Source organism: Nocardia sp. NPDC057440 (assembly GCF_042802915.1).
Classification (GTDB): domain Bacteria; phylum Actinomycetota; class Actinomycetes; order Mycobacteriales; family Mycobacteriaceae; genus Nocardia.
This window is the reverse complement of sequence record NZ_JBHVDF010000003.1, coordinates 206225-221504: the sequence shown is the minus strand read 5'-3', so window position 1 is coordinate 221504 and position 15280 is coordinate 206225. Positions and strand designations below refer to the sequence as shown.

The 15280-nt window shown below is 68.5% G+C and carries 14 protein-coding genes; 6 read left to right on the top strand and 8 right to left on the bottom strand.

Translation table 11 applies throughout. The features are described from left to right. Positions 1-76 precede the first annotated feature (76 nt). Positions 77-1339 (top strand): MFS transporter, encoded by a 1263-nt coding sequence (locus ACFU4Z_RS07605; protein WP_379060569.1) that lies wholly within the window; start codon positions 77-79, stop codon positions 1337-1339. After that, positions 1336-2427 (top strand): hypothetical protein, encoded by a 1092-nt coding sequence (locus ACFU4Z_RS07600; RefSeq protein WP_379060568.1) that lies wholly within the window; start codon positions 1336-1338, stop codon positions 2425-2427. The genes ACFU4Z_RS07605 and ACFU4Z_RS07600 overlap by 4 nt, the downstream gene beginning before the upstream one ends. A gap of 9 nt (positions 2428-2436) precedes the next feature. Here ACFU4Z_RS07600 and ACFU4Z_RS07595 read toward each other — a convergent pair whose 3' ends face one another. After that, positions 2437-3639, bottom strand: a complete 1203-nt coding sequence (locus ACFU4Z_RS07595; protein ID WP_379060567.1) for an acyl-CoA dehydrogenase family protein — start codon at positions 3637-3639, stop codon at positions 2437-2439. A gap of 124 nt (positions 3640-3763) precedes the next feature. Here ACFU4Z_RS07595 and ACFU4Z_RS07590 point away from each other — a divergent pair, with 124 nt between their 5' ends. Then, a complete protein-coding gene (locus ACFU4Z_RS07590; protein WP_379060566.1) occupies positions 3764-5566 on the top strand; it encodes a CoA transferase in 1803 nt (600 codons plus the stop codon). Beyond that, on the top strand, positions 5563-7200 hold the full coding sequence (locus tag ACFU4Z_RS07585) for a class I adenylate-forming enzyme family protein (protein ID WP_379060565.1): 1638 nt from the start codon (positions 5563-5565) through the stop codon (positions 7198-7200). The genes ACFU4Z_RS07590 and ACFU4Z_RS07585 overlap by 4 nt, the downstream gene beginning before the upstream one ends. Before the next feature lie 73 nt (positions 7201-7273). Here the strand turns inward: ACFU4Z_RS07585 and ACFU4Z_RS07580 are convergent, their stop codons facing one another. The 6 genes from ACFU4Z_RS07580 to ACFU4Z_RS07555 all read right to left on the bottom strand — a co-directional run bounded on the left by ACFU4Z_RS07580 (position 7274) and on the right by ACFU4Z_RS07555 (position 12555). Next, complete coding sequence (locus ACFU4Z_RS07580; RefSeq protein ID WP_379060564.1) at positions 7274-8071, bottom strand: ABC transporter substrate-binding protein; 798 nt, start codon at positions 8069-8071, stop codon at positions 7274-7276. Further along, positions 8050-8892 carry a metal ABC transporter permease gene (locus tag ACFU4Z_RS07575; protein ID WP_379060563.1) on the bottom strand — a complete coding sequence of 281 codons (843 nt, stop codon included), beginning with the start codon at positions 8890-8892 and terminating at the stop codon, positions 8050-8052. The genes ACFU4Z_RS07580 and ACFU4Z_RS07575 overlap by 22 nt, the downstream gene beginning before the upstream one ends. After that, on the bottom strand, positions 8889-9524 hold the full coding sequence (locus tag ACFU4Z_RS07570) for a metal ABC transporter ATP-binding protein (protein WP_379060562.1): 636 nt from the start codon (positions 9522-9524) through the stop codon (positions 8889-8891). The genes ACFU4Z_RS07575 and ACFU4Z_RS07570 overlap by 4 nt, the downstream gene beginning before the upstream one ends. Next, positions 9524-10180, bottom strand: coding sequence for a sigma-70 family RNA polymerase sigma factor (locus ACFU4Z_RS07565; RefSeq protein WP_379060561.1), 657 nt, complete (start codon positions 10178-10180; stop codon positions 9524-9526). The genes ACFU4Z_RS07570 and ACFU4Z_RS07565 overlap by 1 nt, the downstream gene beginning before the upstream one ends. A 356-nt stretch (positions 10181-10536) precedes the next feature. Beyond that, positions 10537-11139 carry a hypothetical protein gene (locus tag ACFU4Z_RS07560; protein WP_379060560.1) on the bottom strand — a complete coding sequence of 201 codons (603 nt, stop codon included), beginning with the start codon at positions 11137-11139 and terminating at the stop codon, positions 10537-10539. A 60-nt stretch (positions 11140-11199) separates the two neighbouring features. Continuing rightward, the gene (locus tag ACFU4Z_RS07555) at positions 11200-12555 is read right to left on the bottom strand and encodes a carotenoid oxygenase family protein (RefSeq protein WP_379060559.1); all 1356 of its coding nucleotides are present in this window, start codon (positions 12553-12555) and stop codon (positions 11200-11202) included. A 490-nt stretch (positions 12556-13045) separates the two neighbouring features. Here ACFU4Z_RS07555 and ACFU4Z_RS07550 point away from each other — a divergent pair, with 490 nt between their 5' ends. Further along, positions 13046-13417, top strand: coding sequence for a hypothetical protein (locus ACFU4Z_RS07550; protein WP_379060558.1), 372 nt, complete (start codon positions 13046-13048; stop codon positions 13415-13417). A 146-nt stretch (positions 13418-13563) separates the two neighbouring features. Next, on the top strand, positions 13564-14082 hold the full coding sequence (locus ACFU4Z_RS07545) for a hypothetical protein (RefSeq protein WP_379060557.1): 519 nt from the start codon (positions 13564-13566) through the stop codon (positions 14080-14082). 92 nt (positions 14083-14174) lie between these two features. On the opposite strand, the gene ACFU4Z_RS07540 is transcribed toward ACFU4Z_RS07545, so the two are convergent. Next, positions 14175-14987 (bottom strand): hypothetical protein, encoded by an 813-nt coding sequence (locus ACFU4Z_RS07540; protein ID WP_379060556.1) that lies wholly within the window; start codon positions 14985-14987, stop codon positions 14175-14177. Positions 14988-15280: the final 293 nt, after the last annotated feature.

The window sequence follows — 15280 nt, the reverse complement described above, 5'->3', positions numbered from 1 at the left end:
AACCGAGACGCTCTCCCGGCCGACTACTCGAGTTCGGGGCCGTCGATGGGGCGGCGCGGCTGGGAGGAGAGCGGTAGTGCAGACACACCCGCACGTCCGTACGGACCGGGTGGCGGTGGCATCGGTGACCGGGGTGCTGACCGCGGCTATGGGTTTCTCGATGTTGCAGTTGTTCGTGCTGGGTGCGCTCGGTCCGCGGATCCTTCCGGACCTCGGGATGTCCTCGGCGATGCTGGGATTCACCACGACGGTCGGGTTCGGCACCGCTGCCCTGCTCTCGCCGATCGCCGGTCGAGCGGTGGATCTGCTGGGCCCACGTCGGTGCCTCTGTGCCCTGCTCGGGATGGCCGCGTGCGCGCTCGCGTTGATCGCGTCCGCACCGGGATACGTGGTGCTGTTGGTGGCGGTTGGTCTCGGTGGTGCACCGCAGGCATTGGCGAACCCCGCGACGAACAAAGCGATATTGGCGGCGATACCGGCACCGCGGCGCGCGGGGGTAACGGGTACCAAACAATCGGGTGTCCAGCTCGGCGCGATCGCGGCGGGGCTGCCGCTGACCGCGCTTGCCGCCGTCGCGGGCTGGCGACCTGCCGTGTGGGTGGCCGCCGGCATCGCTGTGCTGACCGCTGTGTGGGTGTGGCGGATCCTGCCGGCCGATGCGCCAAGGAATCAACAGGGCGCCACGGCCTTCGGTGCGGGCTCGGACGACCGGACCGCGGGCGTGGTGCGGTGGCTGGCCGTGTTCTCGGTGTTCCTCGGCGCGGGCATGGCCTCGATCAACACCTATCTCGCCCTGTTCGGGGAGCGACGGCTCGGACTCGGCGCCGCCGCCGCTGGAATGCTGGTGGCGGTGCTCGGCGTGGCCGGTATCGCAGGCCGCATCGGATGGGCGCGGCTGGCGGCCAAGCCGGGCGTTGCGGTGGTGCTGCCTGCGGGGTTGGCAGCCGGATCGGCGGTCGCGGCCGTGCTGCTGGCTGCCGCACCGCAGGTGAACGGTTTGGTGTGGGTCGCGGTGGTAGCGGTCGGTGTGTTCGGAATGGCGGGCAATGCGGTGTCGATGGTGCTCGTCATCCAACGCGCCGCACCCGGCCGCGCCGGACGGGATTCGGCGTTGGTGTCGGCGGGCTTTTTTGCCGGATTCGCGGTGGGGCCACCGCTTTTCGGGCTACTGCTGCCGGTGATCGGATACCGCGGCGGTTGGCTGACCGTGGCCGCGGAATTCGCGGCGGCGGCCGGTGTCGCGGCGGCGTGGGCGTTGCGTGATCGAGGGCAGCGGAGTCGGGCCTCGCCGGATCGAGCGCCGTGGGATCGGACGGCGCAGAATCGGGCGCAGGCATGAGCAATGACGAAGTGAGACGCGAAGGTGTACGGCACACCGAGCCGAGCACCGCCGAGGCGGCCCTCGACGCGCTGCTGGATCGTGTCGTGTCTACGTATTCCACCGTCGGCCAACGTTTCCCGCTGTATGCCGACGGTGGTTCCGGCGCATGGGTCACTACGACCCGGGGTTCCTGGACCGGTGGTTTCTGGGCCGGGCTGCTGTGGTTGCGGGCACTGCGCACCGGCTCCCACACGGACCGGTCAGCGGCGAAGACTGTCACCGCGCAGCTGGAACATTGGATCACCGCCGACACCGCTACTCGTGGATTGATCCTGTGGTACGGAACGGCATTGGCCGCAGGACCCGGTCGTGACAGTGCCGCGGTGCGCCTCCGCGACGAGGCCGCGCGGTCCTGCCTGACCGCTTTCGATCAGGATCTCGGCATCCTGCCGTGGGGTTCGGCATTCGGCGGTTCGAGGTGGCTGGCACGGATCGACGGAGTGCCTGGCACCGTCCCATTACTCGCCACGGCGAATGCGCGCGCGGGCATGGATGCGGCTCGCACGCATCTGGACACGCACGTGGCTCGATGGCGAACCGAGCCGGTCGGCACACCGGCGTGGGCGTGGGCCGCAGGCGAATGGACCGCCTGCGCGCAGCCACGGCCCGGCTGGAGCAGGGGCCGGGCCTGGCTGCTGCTGGCACTCGCCGATGCGGCGTGGTTCATCGATCCCGACTACGTGGCAGTCGCCCAGCAGTTGGTGGACTACGGGGCAACCTCGGTGCCGTCGGCCGAAGCGATCGAGGACGCTCCGCTCGACACCTCGGCAGCGGCCATCGAGGCGGTGGCGTTGCTCAAACTCGCCGCGGCGGCGGCGAGTTCGCACCGGGAGCGCCTACGAGCCAGGGCGGTGGAGATCATTCGACATCTCGTGACGGCGCATGTGAGCGGCCCGGATGGTCCGCGCCCGCCCGGCATGCTGCTCGATGGCTGCTATGACCTCGAGCGAGGACTGGCCACCGAGCACGAACTCATCTGGGGCGACTACTTTCTCGCGCTCGCCCTTGCTGTCTACACCGGAATGGTCGCACCCTTCGATACCTGAGTACGCGTCTCAGCGCAGCACCCTTCTCGCAACCGCCTCGATGTGCCATTCGTCGGGACCGTCGAGCAGGCGCGCCATCCGCCCCATTCGCAGCAGTGACGGGAGTATGGTGTCGGGTCCGAGTCCGGCCGCGCCGTAGACCTGGATTGCCGCGTCGGCGACCTGTTGCAGCGTCCGTGCCGCAGCGACCTTGGCCAATCCGGCTTCCGTGCGGGCGTCGTGACCGGCCTCGATGAGTGCGGCCGCCTTGTGCACCAGCGGGCGAGTGCTGCGAATGGCAAGCAATGACTCGAAAACATGCTGTTGCACCAGTTGTCGATCGGCTAGTGGCCCGCGCGACTGGGTGCGGCTGCGAGCCCGTTCGCACATCAACCCGAATGCGCGCTCTGCCTGACCCAGCCAGCGCAGACAGCGCAGCGTGCGGCCGAGCTGCAGGCGCTGCCCCGCGATACGCAACGCCGCACCGGGTTCGCCGATCAGGTGATCGCCCGGCACCCGAACATCGTCGAAGGTGATCTCCCACTGGCCGCCGATCCCGAAAACCGGGACTTCGCGAACGATTCGGAATCCCGGGCTGTCGGTAGGGACCAGCAGCAGCGACAACCCATCGCGGCTCGGCGCGGCGCCGTCGGTGCGGGCGAGCACCGTGATCAGGTCGGCGTCGCCCGCGCCGCTCACGAACCACTTGCGCCCGGTCAATGTCCATGAGCCGTCCGGTTGGGCGGTCGCACGGGTGGCCGTCAGTGTTGGATCGGTGCCGGGGGTCTCCGGCTCGGTCATCGCGTAGGCGGCGCGCAGCTCGCCGGAGACCAATCGTTTCAGATAGATGTCGCGGACTCGGTCGCAGGAATGTTGGTGCAGCATCCGTACATCCAGCAGCGAGGCCGATCCGAGGGCCGCAGGCCCGTGATCGCTCGCACCTTCGGCTTCGGCCAGTTGCACATAGTCGGCGAAAGGCAGTCCATGCCCGCCCAATTCGATCGGCAACGGCAACGCCCACAGTCCGGCTGCCTTGGCCGCCGCACTCAGCTCGGTCAGTGCCGCCTCCGCGGTCGCGCCGCCCGCGTCGAGCCTGTCTTCCTGAGGCATTACCTGTTCGGTGACGAAGGCGGTGACGCGTTCGCGCAAATCCGCGGGGTCGAGATCGGTGCGGGTGGCAGCGGCGGGTCCCTCGACGGTCGGTGCCGCACCCCGGGATGTGAACGGCTTCATGGTTTCTCCTCCGCGCTGGCCGGAACCCGAGGGCTCGGCGGTCCGACTGCTGTTGTCCGTGGGATTGGTCGGCGGCGACCGCCGCCGAGTTCCCGCGACAGCGTGACCGTTCAAAAGGAGAGCCATGACAGCAGGCACCATGCGGACAGCCAGTACCCACCGGGCCCCACTTCCGTTGCGGGGTATGCGACTATCGACCGGGAGTCTGCCCGGTTCGTTCGCGACGGCGTCCGAACATCTGCGGTTGCTCGGCGCCGAACCGGTTGCAGGGGAGAGTGCGGCACTGACTCTCACCGGCCCGGACGGTGCTACCGCCGCGGCCGAGGTGAGCTGGGGTGGCGCGCACAGTCAGGTGTGTGACGAGGCGACCGCGCAGGCCGCCGCCGGGCTGATGCTCGTGCACGGCCGCCGGGACGGGTCACCGCGTGGCCTCGCCGTCGATTATGCCGCCACCGCCACCGGAATCCTCACTGCTCAGGGGCTGCTCGCCGCACTCATCGGACAGTCCCGCGGCACCGCGGCGACGGCGGTGGGCGTCGCCGCCGACCGAACAGCCCTGCTGACCATCTCGCAATACTTGGCGGCCGCGTGTGCCGACGACGACGAGGCGACTCCGCTCGCACCCGGCGGCCCACCGTTCACCACCGCAGATGGCGTGTATTTCGAGGTCGAGGCACTGGATGTCGCAGTGTGGGCCGATTTCTGGCGCGCCATGGACGCGCCGGCGGACGCTGTGCGAAAAGGATGGCGGCCCTTCCAATTTCGCTACGCGACCGCCTGCGCCCCGATTCCCGAGGAACTCCATCGCACCACCTCGACACGGACCTGGGCGCAGGTGCGCGCGGCGGCCGACGAATCGGGCGCCGACGTATGCCGTCTGCACACGCTGACCGAGCGCGGCGAAGAGATGCGCGCCGAGGGCGGGAACGCTCTTCCGTGGCAGTTCGCGCTATCGGAGCCTGCGGAAAGTCGCAGTATGGTGCGCACTGCTGCCGCCACCGTCGCACGCCCGCTCGCGGGCTTCACCGTGCTCGAAGCGGGGCGGCGCGTGCAGGCGCCGCTCGCGGCACATCTGCTGGGACTGCTCGGCGCCGATGTGGTGCGGATCGAGCCGCCGGGCGGCGATCCACTGCGCGGGATGCCGCCTACATGCTCGGATACCTCGGCTCGGTGGCTGGCGTTGAACCGCGGCAAGGATGCTGTGGAGATCGATATCAAATCGCCTGCCGATCGAAATCGCCTGCGCGAGTTGGTCACCGGAGCCGATGTGTTCCTGCACAACTGGGCGCCGGGCAAGGCCGAACAACTCGAGCTCGGGGCCGAGGACTTGTGGGCCGCCAACCCCGGCTTGGTCTACGCCTACACCAGCGGTTGGGCCGGCCGACTCGAGCACGCGCCGATGGGCACCGATTTCATGGTTCAGGCCCGCACCGGAGTCGGTGCGGCGGCACGACCCGCCGACGAGCCGCCGATGCCGTCGCTGATGACGCTGCTGGACGTGCTCGGCGGAATGTTGGGCGCCGAAGCGATTCTCGCGGGTCTGCTGACCAGGGAGCGGACCGGTCGCGGTGTCCACGTCGAATCGTCGCTGCTCGCCGCCGCGGACCTGCTCACAGCGCCTGCGGCGGCCCGCGCCGTGGCCGGGCTGCCGCCGCGCCGCCCAGCCGGGTTCCGCCGCCCACTGCCGACCGCGGATGGCTGGCTGGCACCCTCCGACGAGCATGCCGCCGCGGCCGCTGTCCACGCCGACCGCCTGCACGGGTTGCGCACCGGTGACGCCGTTGCCTGGTTGCGCGACAACGGCATCCATGCCACCGCCGTCACCACCGATCTGGCCGAGCTGCCGGGCGACCCCCGATTCGCCGCCGCCCTCACCACGGATACGCATGGGGCCGTGGCTGTTTCGTCACCTTGGAGCTTTCGATGACTGTGCTACTACACGATCTGGTCCCGACCCGGCTACGCCGTTCCTGGGCCGCCGAGGGCGCGTGCCCCGACCTCGACCTGTACTCACTATTTCGGGCGCACCGCTGCCTGGACCCGCACCGGACCGCGCTCCTCGACGCCGCAGGCAAGGTCTGCTATACCCGGCTCGACACGCTGGTCCGACGGCTCGCGGCCGGGCTCGTCGCCGAAGGCGTCCACCCCGGAGACGTTGTCGGGGTGCAACTCCCGAACTGCCGGGAAGCCGTCATCGTCGACCTGGCCCTCGCCGCGCTCGGTGCGGTCGCGCTGCCTTTTCCCGCAGGGCGTGGGCTTCGGGAGGCCGAATCGCTGCTGCGCCGGGCCGACGCCGTCGGGGTCATCGCGGCGACCGAATTCCGTGATCACGCCCACGCCGCCGAGCTGTCGGAACTGCTCGACCGGCTGCCCATGCTGCGGTTCGTCGCCGCGGTAGGAAAAACGGAGATCCCGGACCGATGTCTGTCCTTCACCGAACTGATGAAAGCAGACGGTGAGACGTTCGTCCCCGCGCGCCCGGATCCCGACACCGCCGCGCGCATCCTGGTCTCCTCCGGCTCGGAAGCCGAACCGAAAATGGTTGCCTACTCGCACAACGCGCTCGCGGGCGGGCGTGGGAACTTCATGAGCTCGCTGCTGGCCGACGGCGAGCCGCCCCGCAGCCTGTTCCTCGTCCCGTTGGCAACGGCGTTCGGCAGCAACGGCACCGCGGTGACGCTGGCACGGCACGGTGGCACCCTGATTCTGCTGGACCACTTCACACCGCAAGGCGCACTCGACGCGATCGCTCGACATCATCCGACTCATGTCCTCGGCGTCCCGACGATGGTCCGCATGATGCTCGACCATGGAGCGGCCACGGCGGACACGTCCTCGATGACGGCGCTGGTGCTCGGCGGTTCACAGCTGGACAGGGCCACCGCCGAGGAAGCCAAGCGCGGCTTCGGATGCTCGGTGGTCAACCTCTATGGTTCGGCCGATGGCGTGAACTGCCACACCGACCTCGGCGAAACCGACACGACAACAACGGGTCCCGGTGTCCTGGTCGGTCGGCCCGACCCTCGCGTCGCCGAGATACGGATCGCGAACGTCGACACCGGCGAGATCGCTCCACTCGGCGAGACCGGCGAGATCGTGGCCCGCGGCCCGATGACGCCGCTGTGCTACGTCGGCAGCCCCGAACTGGACGCTCGCTACCGCACTGCCGACGGCTGGGTCCGCACGGGCGATCTCGGCGTCCTCGACCCCGAAGGCCGGTTGCACGTTGTCGGCCGGCTCAAGGAGGTCGTCATCCGAGGCGGCGCCAACATCAGTCCCGCCGAAGTGGAACAGCTGCTCGCCACCCACCCCGATGTACGCGACGTGGTGTGTGTCGGTGTGCCGCACCAGGTATTGGGGGAGCGGTTGGCCGCCTGTGTGGTGCCACGGCCGGGGTGCGCGCCCGACCTCGACGCCCTCTGCGCCCACCTGCGTGCGCAGGGCATGGAGCGCGGAAAACATCCGGAAGCGCTGCTGTTGCTCGACGCCCTGCCGCTGACTCCGGCGGGAAAACCGGACCGGGCCGCACTACGTGCACGAGTCGCCGCACCGATGGGCTGACGCGCGACAGTCGAAACCTGGAGCGGGGCAGGCACTTCAGCGCCTGCCCCGCATTCGGTTCTGCCAACGGCAGTCAGGAGCCGGACATCGCCTTCTTCAGCGCGACTTCCGCATTGCGATACACGCCGAGCAGGTCGTAGTCCTGGCCGGGGAAGTTGACGATCGAGACCTGCTTGGCTCCGGAATCCGGCAGCGCGGTCCCGGTGGACATGTGCGCGTTGTCGAGCACCAAGTCCGGCTTCTTCGCGGCGAGCCCGGCGAGCTGACCGGGAGTCACTGCCTCCGGCCCGTAGGTGCCCACCACCTGCGCACCGGCCAACTGGGCCGCCCAGGTCGAAAAGACCTGCGCGACAACGGTCGGCTGCTTGCCGCCCGGCCACGCCGCCCGAACCTCCGTGCCGAGCCTGTCGTATTCGGTGATGAAGGCCGAGGTCCAGGATTCGGCCGCCGATGCGGTGCCGAATTCCTTGCCGAGCGCCCGCACCTGAGCGGTCACCTTGTCGGCGGAGTTGTCGAGGTTTACCTCGATCAGCTTCGCCCGCGAGCCCGCTGCCTCCTTGATCTTCGCCGCGAACGGCTCGAACGGCGCGTACAGCACGAAATCGGCCTCGGCCACGGCGGTCAGGTCGGACGGCTTGGGGTCGTAGTCGGGCGCGTGGTGTACGGAGGCGGGCACGATGACCTGCACATCGTCGATGCCTGCGGCCTTGGCGAATCCGGCCTCCCACGCGGTGGTCGCCACCACGGTCGGATGGTGTTTGTCGTCGTGTTTGTCCTCGGTACCGGAACAGCCACTCAACAGCACAGCTGCGCTGAGCGCGAGAGCGGCGGCCGATCCACGGCCATTGGTCAGTGCACGGAAATGTGCCATGAGGTGTTTCTCCGTTCGGGAATGAGATGAGCCGCAAGGGCGACTGCCCCCGCGGCGAGGACCAGAACCGGTCCTGGCGGCAGGTCGAGAGCCAACGCCGCCAGGAAACCGATCAGGTTGACGGTGACGCCGATGCCGATGGCCCAGCAGATGATCGCGGTGAGCGAATGCCCCAGTCGGCGCGCGGCCAGCGCCGGGAGCAGGGTGAGCGCATCGACCAGCAGTGCTCCGGTGAGCCGAATTCCGCCGGCCACCGCGACCGCGACCAGCACCAGCAACACAAGGGTGAGCCGCCGCACCGGCACACCCGAGACCAGGGCGAGTTCCCGATCGTGCAGCAGCAGCGCCAGATCGCGACGCCGCCACCAGAACAGCGCAGGCACGACCACAGCCAGCGCCGCGAGCACCAGCACGTCCTGCACCCGCACCGCGAGAATGGAACCCCACAGCAGCGAGAACGCCGCCGACGCATTCACCCCGGCAAGGGAGAGCACCAGTAGCGCCGCCGCGATCGCCAGACTCATCAGCAAACCCATCGCGCCGGACAGGCTTTCCGGCGTGCGGGCCAGCGGGCTGATCCCCGCCCCCGCCACCGCACAGGCGACAAGCCCGCACAGCGCCGGATCCAGGCCGGTGAGCATGCCGATCGCGGCGCCGAGCAGCGCGACATGCATCATCGCGAACCGCACCGCGATGATGTCGAGCCCGACGATCACCACCCCGATCACCGGTAAGCCGACCGACCCGACCAGCAACGCGACCCCGGCGCGCTGCACCGACGCCATCCCGAGGAGGTCGGCCAGCTGAGCGGGTCCGTTCACGACACCTCCCGCAGCCGGCCCGCTGCCATTTCGAGCACCCGGTCGCAGCGCCGAGCCAATGCCCTGTCGTGCGTGACGACCACGAGCGTCACCGGAAGTTCGGCAAGGACGTCCGCGGCTTCCTCCTGCCCGGCGAAATCGAGTGCGGCCGTTGGCTCGTCGGCCAGCACGACGCCTGCGCCCGTCGCCACACACCCGACCGCGCGAGACAGGTGCATGCGTTGCAATTGCCCGCCGGAGAGCGTGTCGAGGGGACGGTCGATGAGGGCGCCGACACCGAGGCGGCCCGCCATGGCTTCGGCCGCACCGCGGCTGCCCGAGCTGGCCAGCAATTCGCCTGCCAGTAACGGGAAACGGCCCGCGGCAGGGCGCTGTGGGATCCACGCGCAGGCCCGCCGTCGCCACGTCTGCTCGGTGGCGCTGTGCCCGCCGCGCCCGCCGACCATGATTTCGCCCCGAACCACCGCATGCAGTCCGAGCACGGCACGCAACAGCGTCGTCTTGCCCGAACCGTTGGTGCCCGTCAAGGCAACCCGCTGCCCGGCAGGGACATCGAGATCGATATCGCTGACGACTTCGACACGGCCGTGGCGGCAGGACACACCCTTCAGTCGCAAGTCCAACCCGCCCATCACACCACCTCCGTCAGGATCTCCGCGGCCGGTCCGCGCCGCGATTGCGCTCGCGGCAGTAGTCGGACCTGCGCGCCGATCGGTTCCGCGGCATCGCCGTCGGGGCATGCGGCAGGCTCGTCCACCGCTAGCCACAGGGTGATCAGGGTTTCCCGGGCCCGCGCGACTCTGGAGCGGATCGTGCCCACCGGGCACCCCACCGTCTGCGCCGCCTCCGCGTAGGACAGGCCGAGCACCTGGGTGAGGACGAAAGCCTCGCGCCGCTGCTCGGGCAGCCCGCGCAGCAGATCGGCGATCACCATTTCCTCCGGGAAATCGGGTATTTCGTGATCGCGGCGCTGATCGAGGCCCAATTGCCAGTCGTCGAGTTGCGCATTCTTCGGCCGGGCCGCGGCGCTGCGGAATCGGTCGACGACCACCCGCCTTGCGATGGACAACAGCCAGGTTCGCGCGGTGGATCGGCCCGCGAACCTGGGCAGACTGCCGATGGCGCGCAGGAAGGTTTCCTGAGTGAGGTCGTCTGCGGACTGGATATCGGTGAGGTGCGCGACAAATCGCCACACATCACGTTGGGTCGAGCGGATGAATTCCTCCAAGGCGCGACGATCGCCGTTGCCGGCCGCCAGCGCCAGCGCCGTCAGCTGTTCGTCGGACATGACCGGCTCCCAGATCGGTATATCCGACCGGCGGGGAGGAACAAGGAACTTCGGCTGCATAGCAGCGGTGATGGCATCGAATGCATTTCACAGAATCTCGGTTCGGCGACGCCGCAGCACGCAGCATCGAAAAGACCGGCCGCACACTATGCCTCGGCGCACCGACGGGTGCGCGGGCGAACGACGGCCGCTGAGCGGTAAGGCTCGCCGTGACTACCGCCCGGGTCGGGCGAGGAGAATACGGCGGCTGCGTCCGCCACTGGTGTCCGCGGGACCGATAGTGCGCCGACCGGATCGTCGGCCGCCGGATCCCACGCCACTGCGCCGGAACCATTCCGGCTGCCCGTGACGGACTCTCAGACCAAGACCATCCCGACGGGCGGCCCGCGCCGTGCCATCACATAGCGCAAGAGGAAGCCGCTGCGCGGTGACGTCCGGCGGTCGACGGCGATGGGCACGCCGGAGCCGGTGTCGGCCACGGCCGGATGGACGAGCATCAGCAGTAGCGGCGCGAGCGTCCGCGCGTACAGCGCGGCCAACAGCGCGAACAATGCCTTCTCGCCCAACCACAGCCACACCGCGCAGACCAGCGCGGCGACGCTGTGCGCGGCGAGCATGATCAGCGAATCAGTCTGTGCACCGGCAAGTTCGGAGGCGGCGGCGTGCGATGCGCTGTGACCGCCCGACAGCGCAGGAACCCCGAACCACAGATGCAGCGCCACCTGCATCAGCAGCAGCCCACCACCGATGGCGACGATCCCGCGCTGCCTTTCGGCCGCCGCCCACGCCACCGAACCGGTGGCGGCGAACGCCAGTATCAGCGCGGAAGCCGGCACACCATGCCCCGACGCCTCGGCGTGCCCGGCCGCCGACAGCAGCACGCCGACCGCCGCGAACATCGCGGCACGCGTCGCCCGCGTGATCGGGGATGCGGGCGAATGATTCATAACACCGCCCATATTCCCATCCTCCCGGCGTCTGAGCGCCGGGAGGGCCGCTCCACGCCGTTCGGTGGTCTGTCACAAGTCAGGAATCCAGCTGCCGTGGAGTCCCAGCGGCACTCGGGCCGGCAGGTGGATGCGGGCGACCGGATCGCCGGTGAAGTCTTGCGCGGCAAGGATCACGAGGTCGGAAGCGCCGCGATCGGGGTCATGAACGTAGGCCATGGTGTAGCCGTCGTCCTCGGCACTCGAGTCGGCGGCGGGTACGAAGACGGTCTCGCCGACGGCGCTGTCGCGGCCGAATTCGTGCGCTTCGGTGGTGCCGTCGCGTAGATCGTGTTTGAGCAGCGCGTTGCTGAATCCCTCGTCCGGACGATCGGCATCGATCGCGCTCGGAGTGGCGTAGAGCTCGGTGACCGCGGAATACCCGTACCGATAGGGGAGTCCGGCGCGGCGGCCGTCCATGCGCGGGAAATCTTGCGGACGGTCGTGGAGCAGGTCTTGACGCACTTTCCCGATCGTCAGGTCGATGGTCCAGCGTTCCAGGACCGGTCGGCTGCCGCCGATATCGGTCAGTTCGTATTCGTCGGGATGCACGATCACATCGACGACGATCGTCGTGTCGTCGTCAAAGGCGTTGAGGGTGTGACCGACACTGCCTGGTGCGAGCTCGAACCAGCGGACCGCGCCGCCGGCGCGCCGCAGCACGCCGATCCTGGACCCGATCGCCGGGTTCCAGGCGAAGGGCACGCCGGTGGCGATTGTGTCCATGGTGAAGACAAGGGGTGATTCGTAGATGAGCACGTAGTTCTCGGTAAGCGCGAAGTCGTGCATGTAGGGCATGGACGGGGTCGGAATGTTGGTCACCTGGTTGACCTCACCGCCGTGGCCGATCTCGATGTGCTGCACGAAGTCCGCGCCGTAACGGAACGTCAGTGCGTGCAGCAGTCCGGTGCTCGGCTCGTATTTGCTGTGGGCATTGGCGGCGAAGCCTTCCGGGGTCGCGCCGAGGTCGGAGGGGCCTACGGTGTCGAGCTCGTAGGTGAGTTCATACGGGCGGATGCCGCCCTCGAGGAGGGCGTAGGTGCGGCCGCCGTGGGCGGCGACCTGGACGTTGGGCGCGAAGTCCATGCGGTCGTCGACGGGTGCCCCGCGGCGCGGCTCGCCGAGCCGGTCGGCCACCGAAGTCGAACGTACCCAACGGTTTCGATACCACTCGGCGCGGCCGTCGCGCAGCCGCACCCCGTGCACCATGCCTTCGCCCAGTGTCCAGATGTGGGCTGAGGCATCTTCTAGGCCGAGCGGATTCGGGCCGATGCGGAGGTATCGGCCGTTCAGTTCGGGTGGTATTCGACCGGTCACCGGCAGGTCGTGGACCGAGACTTCTTCGGTCACGGGCGCGAAATTGCCTCGGACATAACGGTTGTCGGCCATGGAACCCCTTTGGTCGGTTGGATCGGTACAGCCCGACCGTACATCCGTTTTATACATTTGTATAGAACGTTTGTTTGTGACGTTTGTATGAAACTGTCGTCATGGGGTGACTGGGATCATGGGGTGGCACGCCCCGAGGACCTACTGGACGGCGCGACGCGCTGCCTCATCGAGCGTGGCGACAGTCGCGCAACTGCCCCGCGATATCGTCGCGACCTCCGGGGCGTGGATGGTCTGTGTGGAGTGGGCGGTCGGGGTGTGGCAGTTGGCCGAATATGGCAGATCTACTGCTTGTCTACGTGACAAATGTCCGTTCGGTGCAGGCATTTTCGCACTGCTGAAACTTCTCAGGTTCTTAATCTACTATTCATCTCAGTAGATAGGTCGCCGTCGGATCGGCGATCGGAGCACATCGGAGCAGAGAGGCAAAGGGGCCATGAAGCGACGTGCAGTGTCCGCGAGACCCGAGGTGACCCATACCGTGCGCGGTGTGTCGAGGGGGAAGGCGGTCGCGATGATCGTCGGCGCTTTCGCCGCGGGGACGGTGGTCGCGTCCGGTGGTGCGGCAGCGGATCCCGGGGCGCGCTCCGATCACGCGGGCAGTGGACGCAATGCCGATGGCGGCGGCAACTCGGTCGGCATGCACAACATCGACCCCTACGGCTACAACCACTTCGACGCCAACCCGTTGCGGCAGAACGAGCATCAGCAGAACCTGCGGGAGTACCACCAACGGCACAACCAGCGGCAGCCGGCCGAGAACGTCACCGGTCCCGATGCGGGATCCCGGAGTTGGACGCCTGTAGCGCGACCCGACGGCAGCGGTTGGACCGTGTGCCCGCCCATGGCGAGCTGGTGCTGACAGCTCGGTGCCTACGCCCTGCCATTCGTGCCTCGTCGGCCGATGCCGGCTCGGCGGATGGGGGAATGAACGACCGAAAAGAGAAGTCGATGAACACAATTAGCGAGGCGCGCCGATCGTCCGTGGTCACCAGAAGAGTGCGGGAGGTGTCGAGAACGAGAGCCCTCACACTGCTCGCGACCGCCGCTGTCACCGCGGGTGGCCTCGAACTCGGCGCTGGGACGGCCGCGGCCGGTACCCGGATGGCCGCGGCCGGGGCGAGCGCCGGCTGCGTCTGGGCGGGTACCTCGCACGAGCAGGGTGCGACCGTCGTCGCGGGCGGCCGCAGCTTCAGCTGCGGGACCGCCGATGGCGCGCCGTACTGGTCCCGTGGTCAGGCTGTGAACCGGCCGAGCACAGTCCCCAATCCCGGTGCCACCACGAATCCCGCCCACTTGTTCAGTGCGGGCGTACACCAACCGGGAACCGACTACAACGACTACTGCGTCGGCAGCCAGCTCATCGACGGTTCCGAGGATGTGTATCAGGTGGTCGTCGACCGCAACGGCGCGCGCTACTGGAAGGTCGCCGGACCGACATCCGAGTGGGCTTTCGACCAGGGGGCGGACCATCCCCTGCCGTCGTGGCGCTCGGCGAGCCTGTGCGACGACGGGAACCTGATCTGACTGCAACCGGCGCGAACACCATTGCATGACTGCGGTGTTCGCGCCGGCCACGGTCTGATCCGCCACTCGTCGAGTCGAGTGGCGGCAATGCATCAGGCCAGGGGTGCTTGCTGTGGGCCTGGGGCTGGTTGCGGATCTACGGCGCCGATGATTGCGCCGACGCCCACGCCGGCGGCTGCGCCGACGGCCGCGCCGATGGCGATGAAGGGCGCCGCTACCATTGCGTAGCCTATCGCCGCACCTATGACCGGCACGACCAAGAGGCCTGCCGGCGCGAACGGCAGCCCGGCGATGGCGCCCGCGAATGCACCGATGATCGCACCGCTGAAGGCGATCGGACTGGCGATCATGGAGCCGGCGCTGGCTCCGACCGCCGTGCCGACCGCGGTGCTCCCGATAACGTGCCCAGCGATTCGATCAGAGCGCGCAGGCTCGATTCCCACCGAAGTGAGGCCTTGCGCCAAGGCGGCTTGCGTGCCCGCGGCCGCATCGTTGATCTGCTGACCTTGCTCGGAATTCAGCCACTCAGGTCGGTCGATCTCGACGTCGCCGATACGGATGCGGTTGTTCAATGCCTCGACCGGTGTGACCGCCTGAGCGGGCGCGGCCCCATCCGGCCCGGGCGCTACCGCGGGATCGACGGTATAGGCCGGGTCGGCAATGGGTTTTGCGACGAGTGCGTTCGTGCTGGGGATGGCAAACGATGCCGCCGTCGACGCGAAGGGATCGCCGATGTTCGCCGGCCCGTACGGCGTCTGCACGATCGCAGCACCGGTGGGTAATTGTTGATCGGCGCCGGCGGGAGCCGTGCCGATCATGGTGAGGGACAGGGGGAGTGCGCTCGCGACTACATAAGTGGCCGCGCGCACGTAGAAGGGAGGTGTTGCTTGCTGACGTGTGTCCATAGATGACCTCATTCCGAAACAACGATAGGTACCTATCGCATTCGTAGCCGCGGGTCGCCCGGATGAGTATCGAATAGAAGGATCATATTCCGGTCGGTCGGTTCTTCGCGGAGGACGTGCCCGCGGCAGGTCGGCTGGAGGGACAGTGCCTCGACGAGCGCGCACGAGTGGCCGGGCCCGTCGCGCCGAAGGCTTGCGCGGTGGCGTCAACGCCCTCCATCACGAGCATGAGCTGGTCGGCCGGCGTCGCGGGCTCGGCGGCGGGGGCCGTCTCCGCGAATTCGCTTGCCAGA

What these genes read in the sequence shown, in the direction of transcription:
- ACFU4Z_RS07560 (WP_379060560.1), bottom strand. Translation starts at nt 11,139, where the DNA reads ATGGGCGGTGTTATGAATCATTCGCCCGCATCCCCGATCACGCGGGCG.
- ACFU4Z_RS07570 (WP_379060562.1), bottom strand. Translation starts at nt 9,524, where the DNA reads ATGGGCGGGTTGGACTTGCGACTGAAGGGTGTGTCCTGCCGCCACGGC.
- ACFU4Z_RS07585 (WP_379060565.1), top strand. Translation starts at nt 5,563, where the DNA reads ATGACTGTGCTACTACACGATCTGGTCCCGACCCGGCTACGCCGTTCC.
- ACFU4Z_RS07540 (WP_379060556.1), bottom strand. Translation starts at nt 14,987, where the DNA reads ATGGACACACGTCAGCAAGCAACACCTCCCTTCTACGTGCGCGCGGCC.
- ACFU4Z_RS07595 (WP_379060567.1), bottom strand. Translation starts at nt 3,639, where the DNA reads ATGAAGCCGTTCACATCCCGGGGTGCGGCACCGACCGTCGAGGGACCC.
- ACFU4Z_RS07555 (WP_379060559.1), bottom strand. Translation starts at nt 12,555, where the DNA reads ATGGCCGACAACCGTTATGTCCGAGGCAATTTCGCGCCCGTGACCGAA.
- ACFU4Z_RS07590 (WP_379060566.1), top strand. Translation starts at nt 3,764, where the DNA reads ATGACAGCAGGCACCATGCGGACAGCCAGTACCCACCGGGCCCCACTT.
- ACFU4Z_RS07565 (WP_379060561.1), bottom strand. Translation starts at nt 10,180, where the DNA reads ATGTCCGACGAACAGCTGACGGCGCTGGCGCTGGCGGCCGGCAACGGC.
- ACFU4Z_RS07580 (WP_379060564.1), bottom strand. Translation starts at nt 8,071, where the DNA reads ATGGCACATTTCCGTGCACTGACCAATGGCCGTGGATCGGCCGCCGCT.
- ACFU4Z_RS07600 (WP_379060568.1), top strand. Translation starts at nt 1,336, where the DNA reads ATGAGCAATGACGAAGTGAGACGCGAAGGTGTACGGCACACCGAGCCG.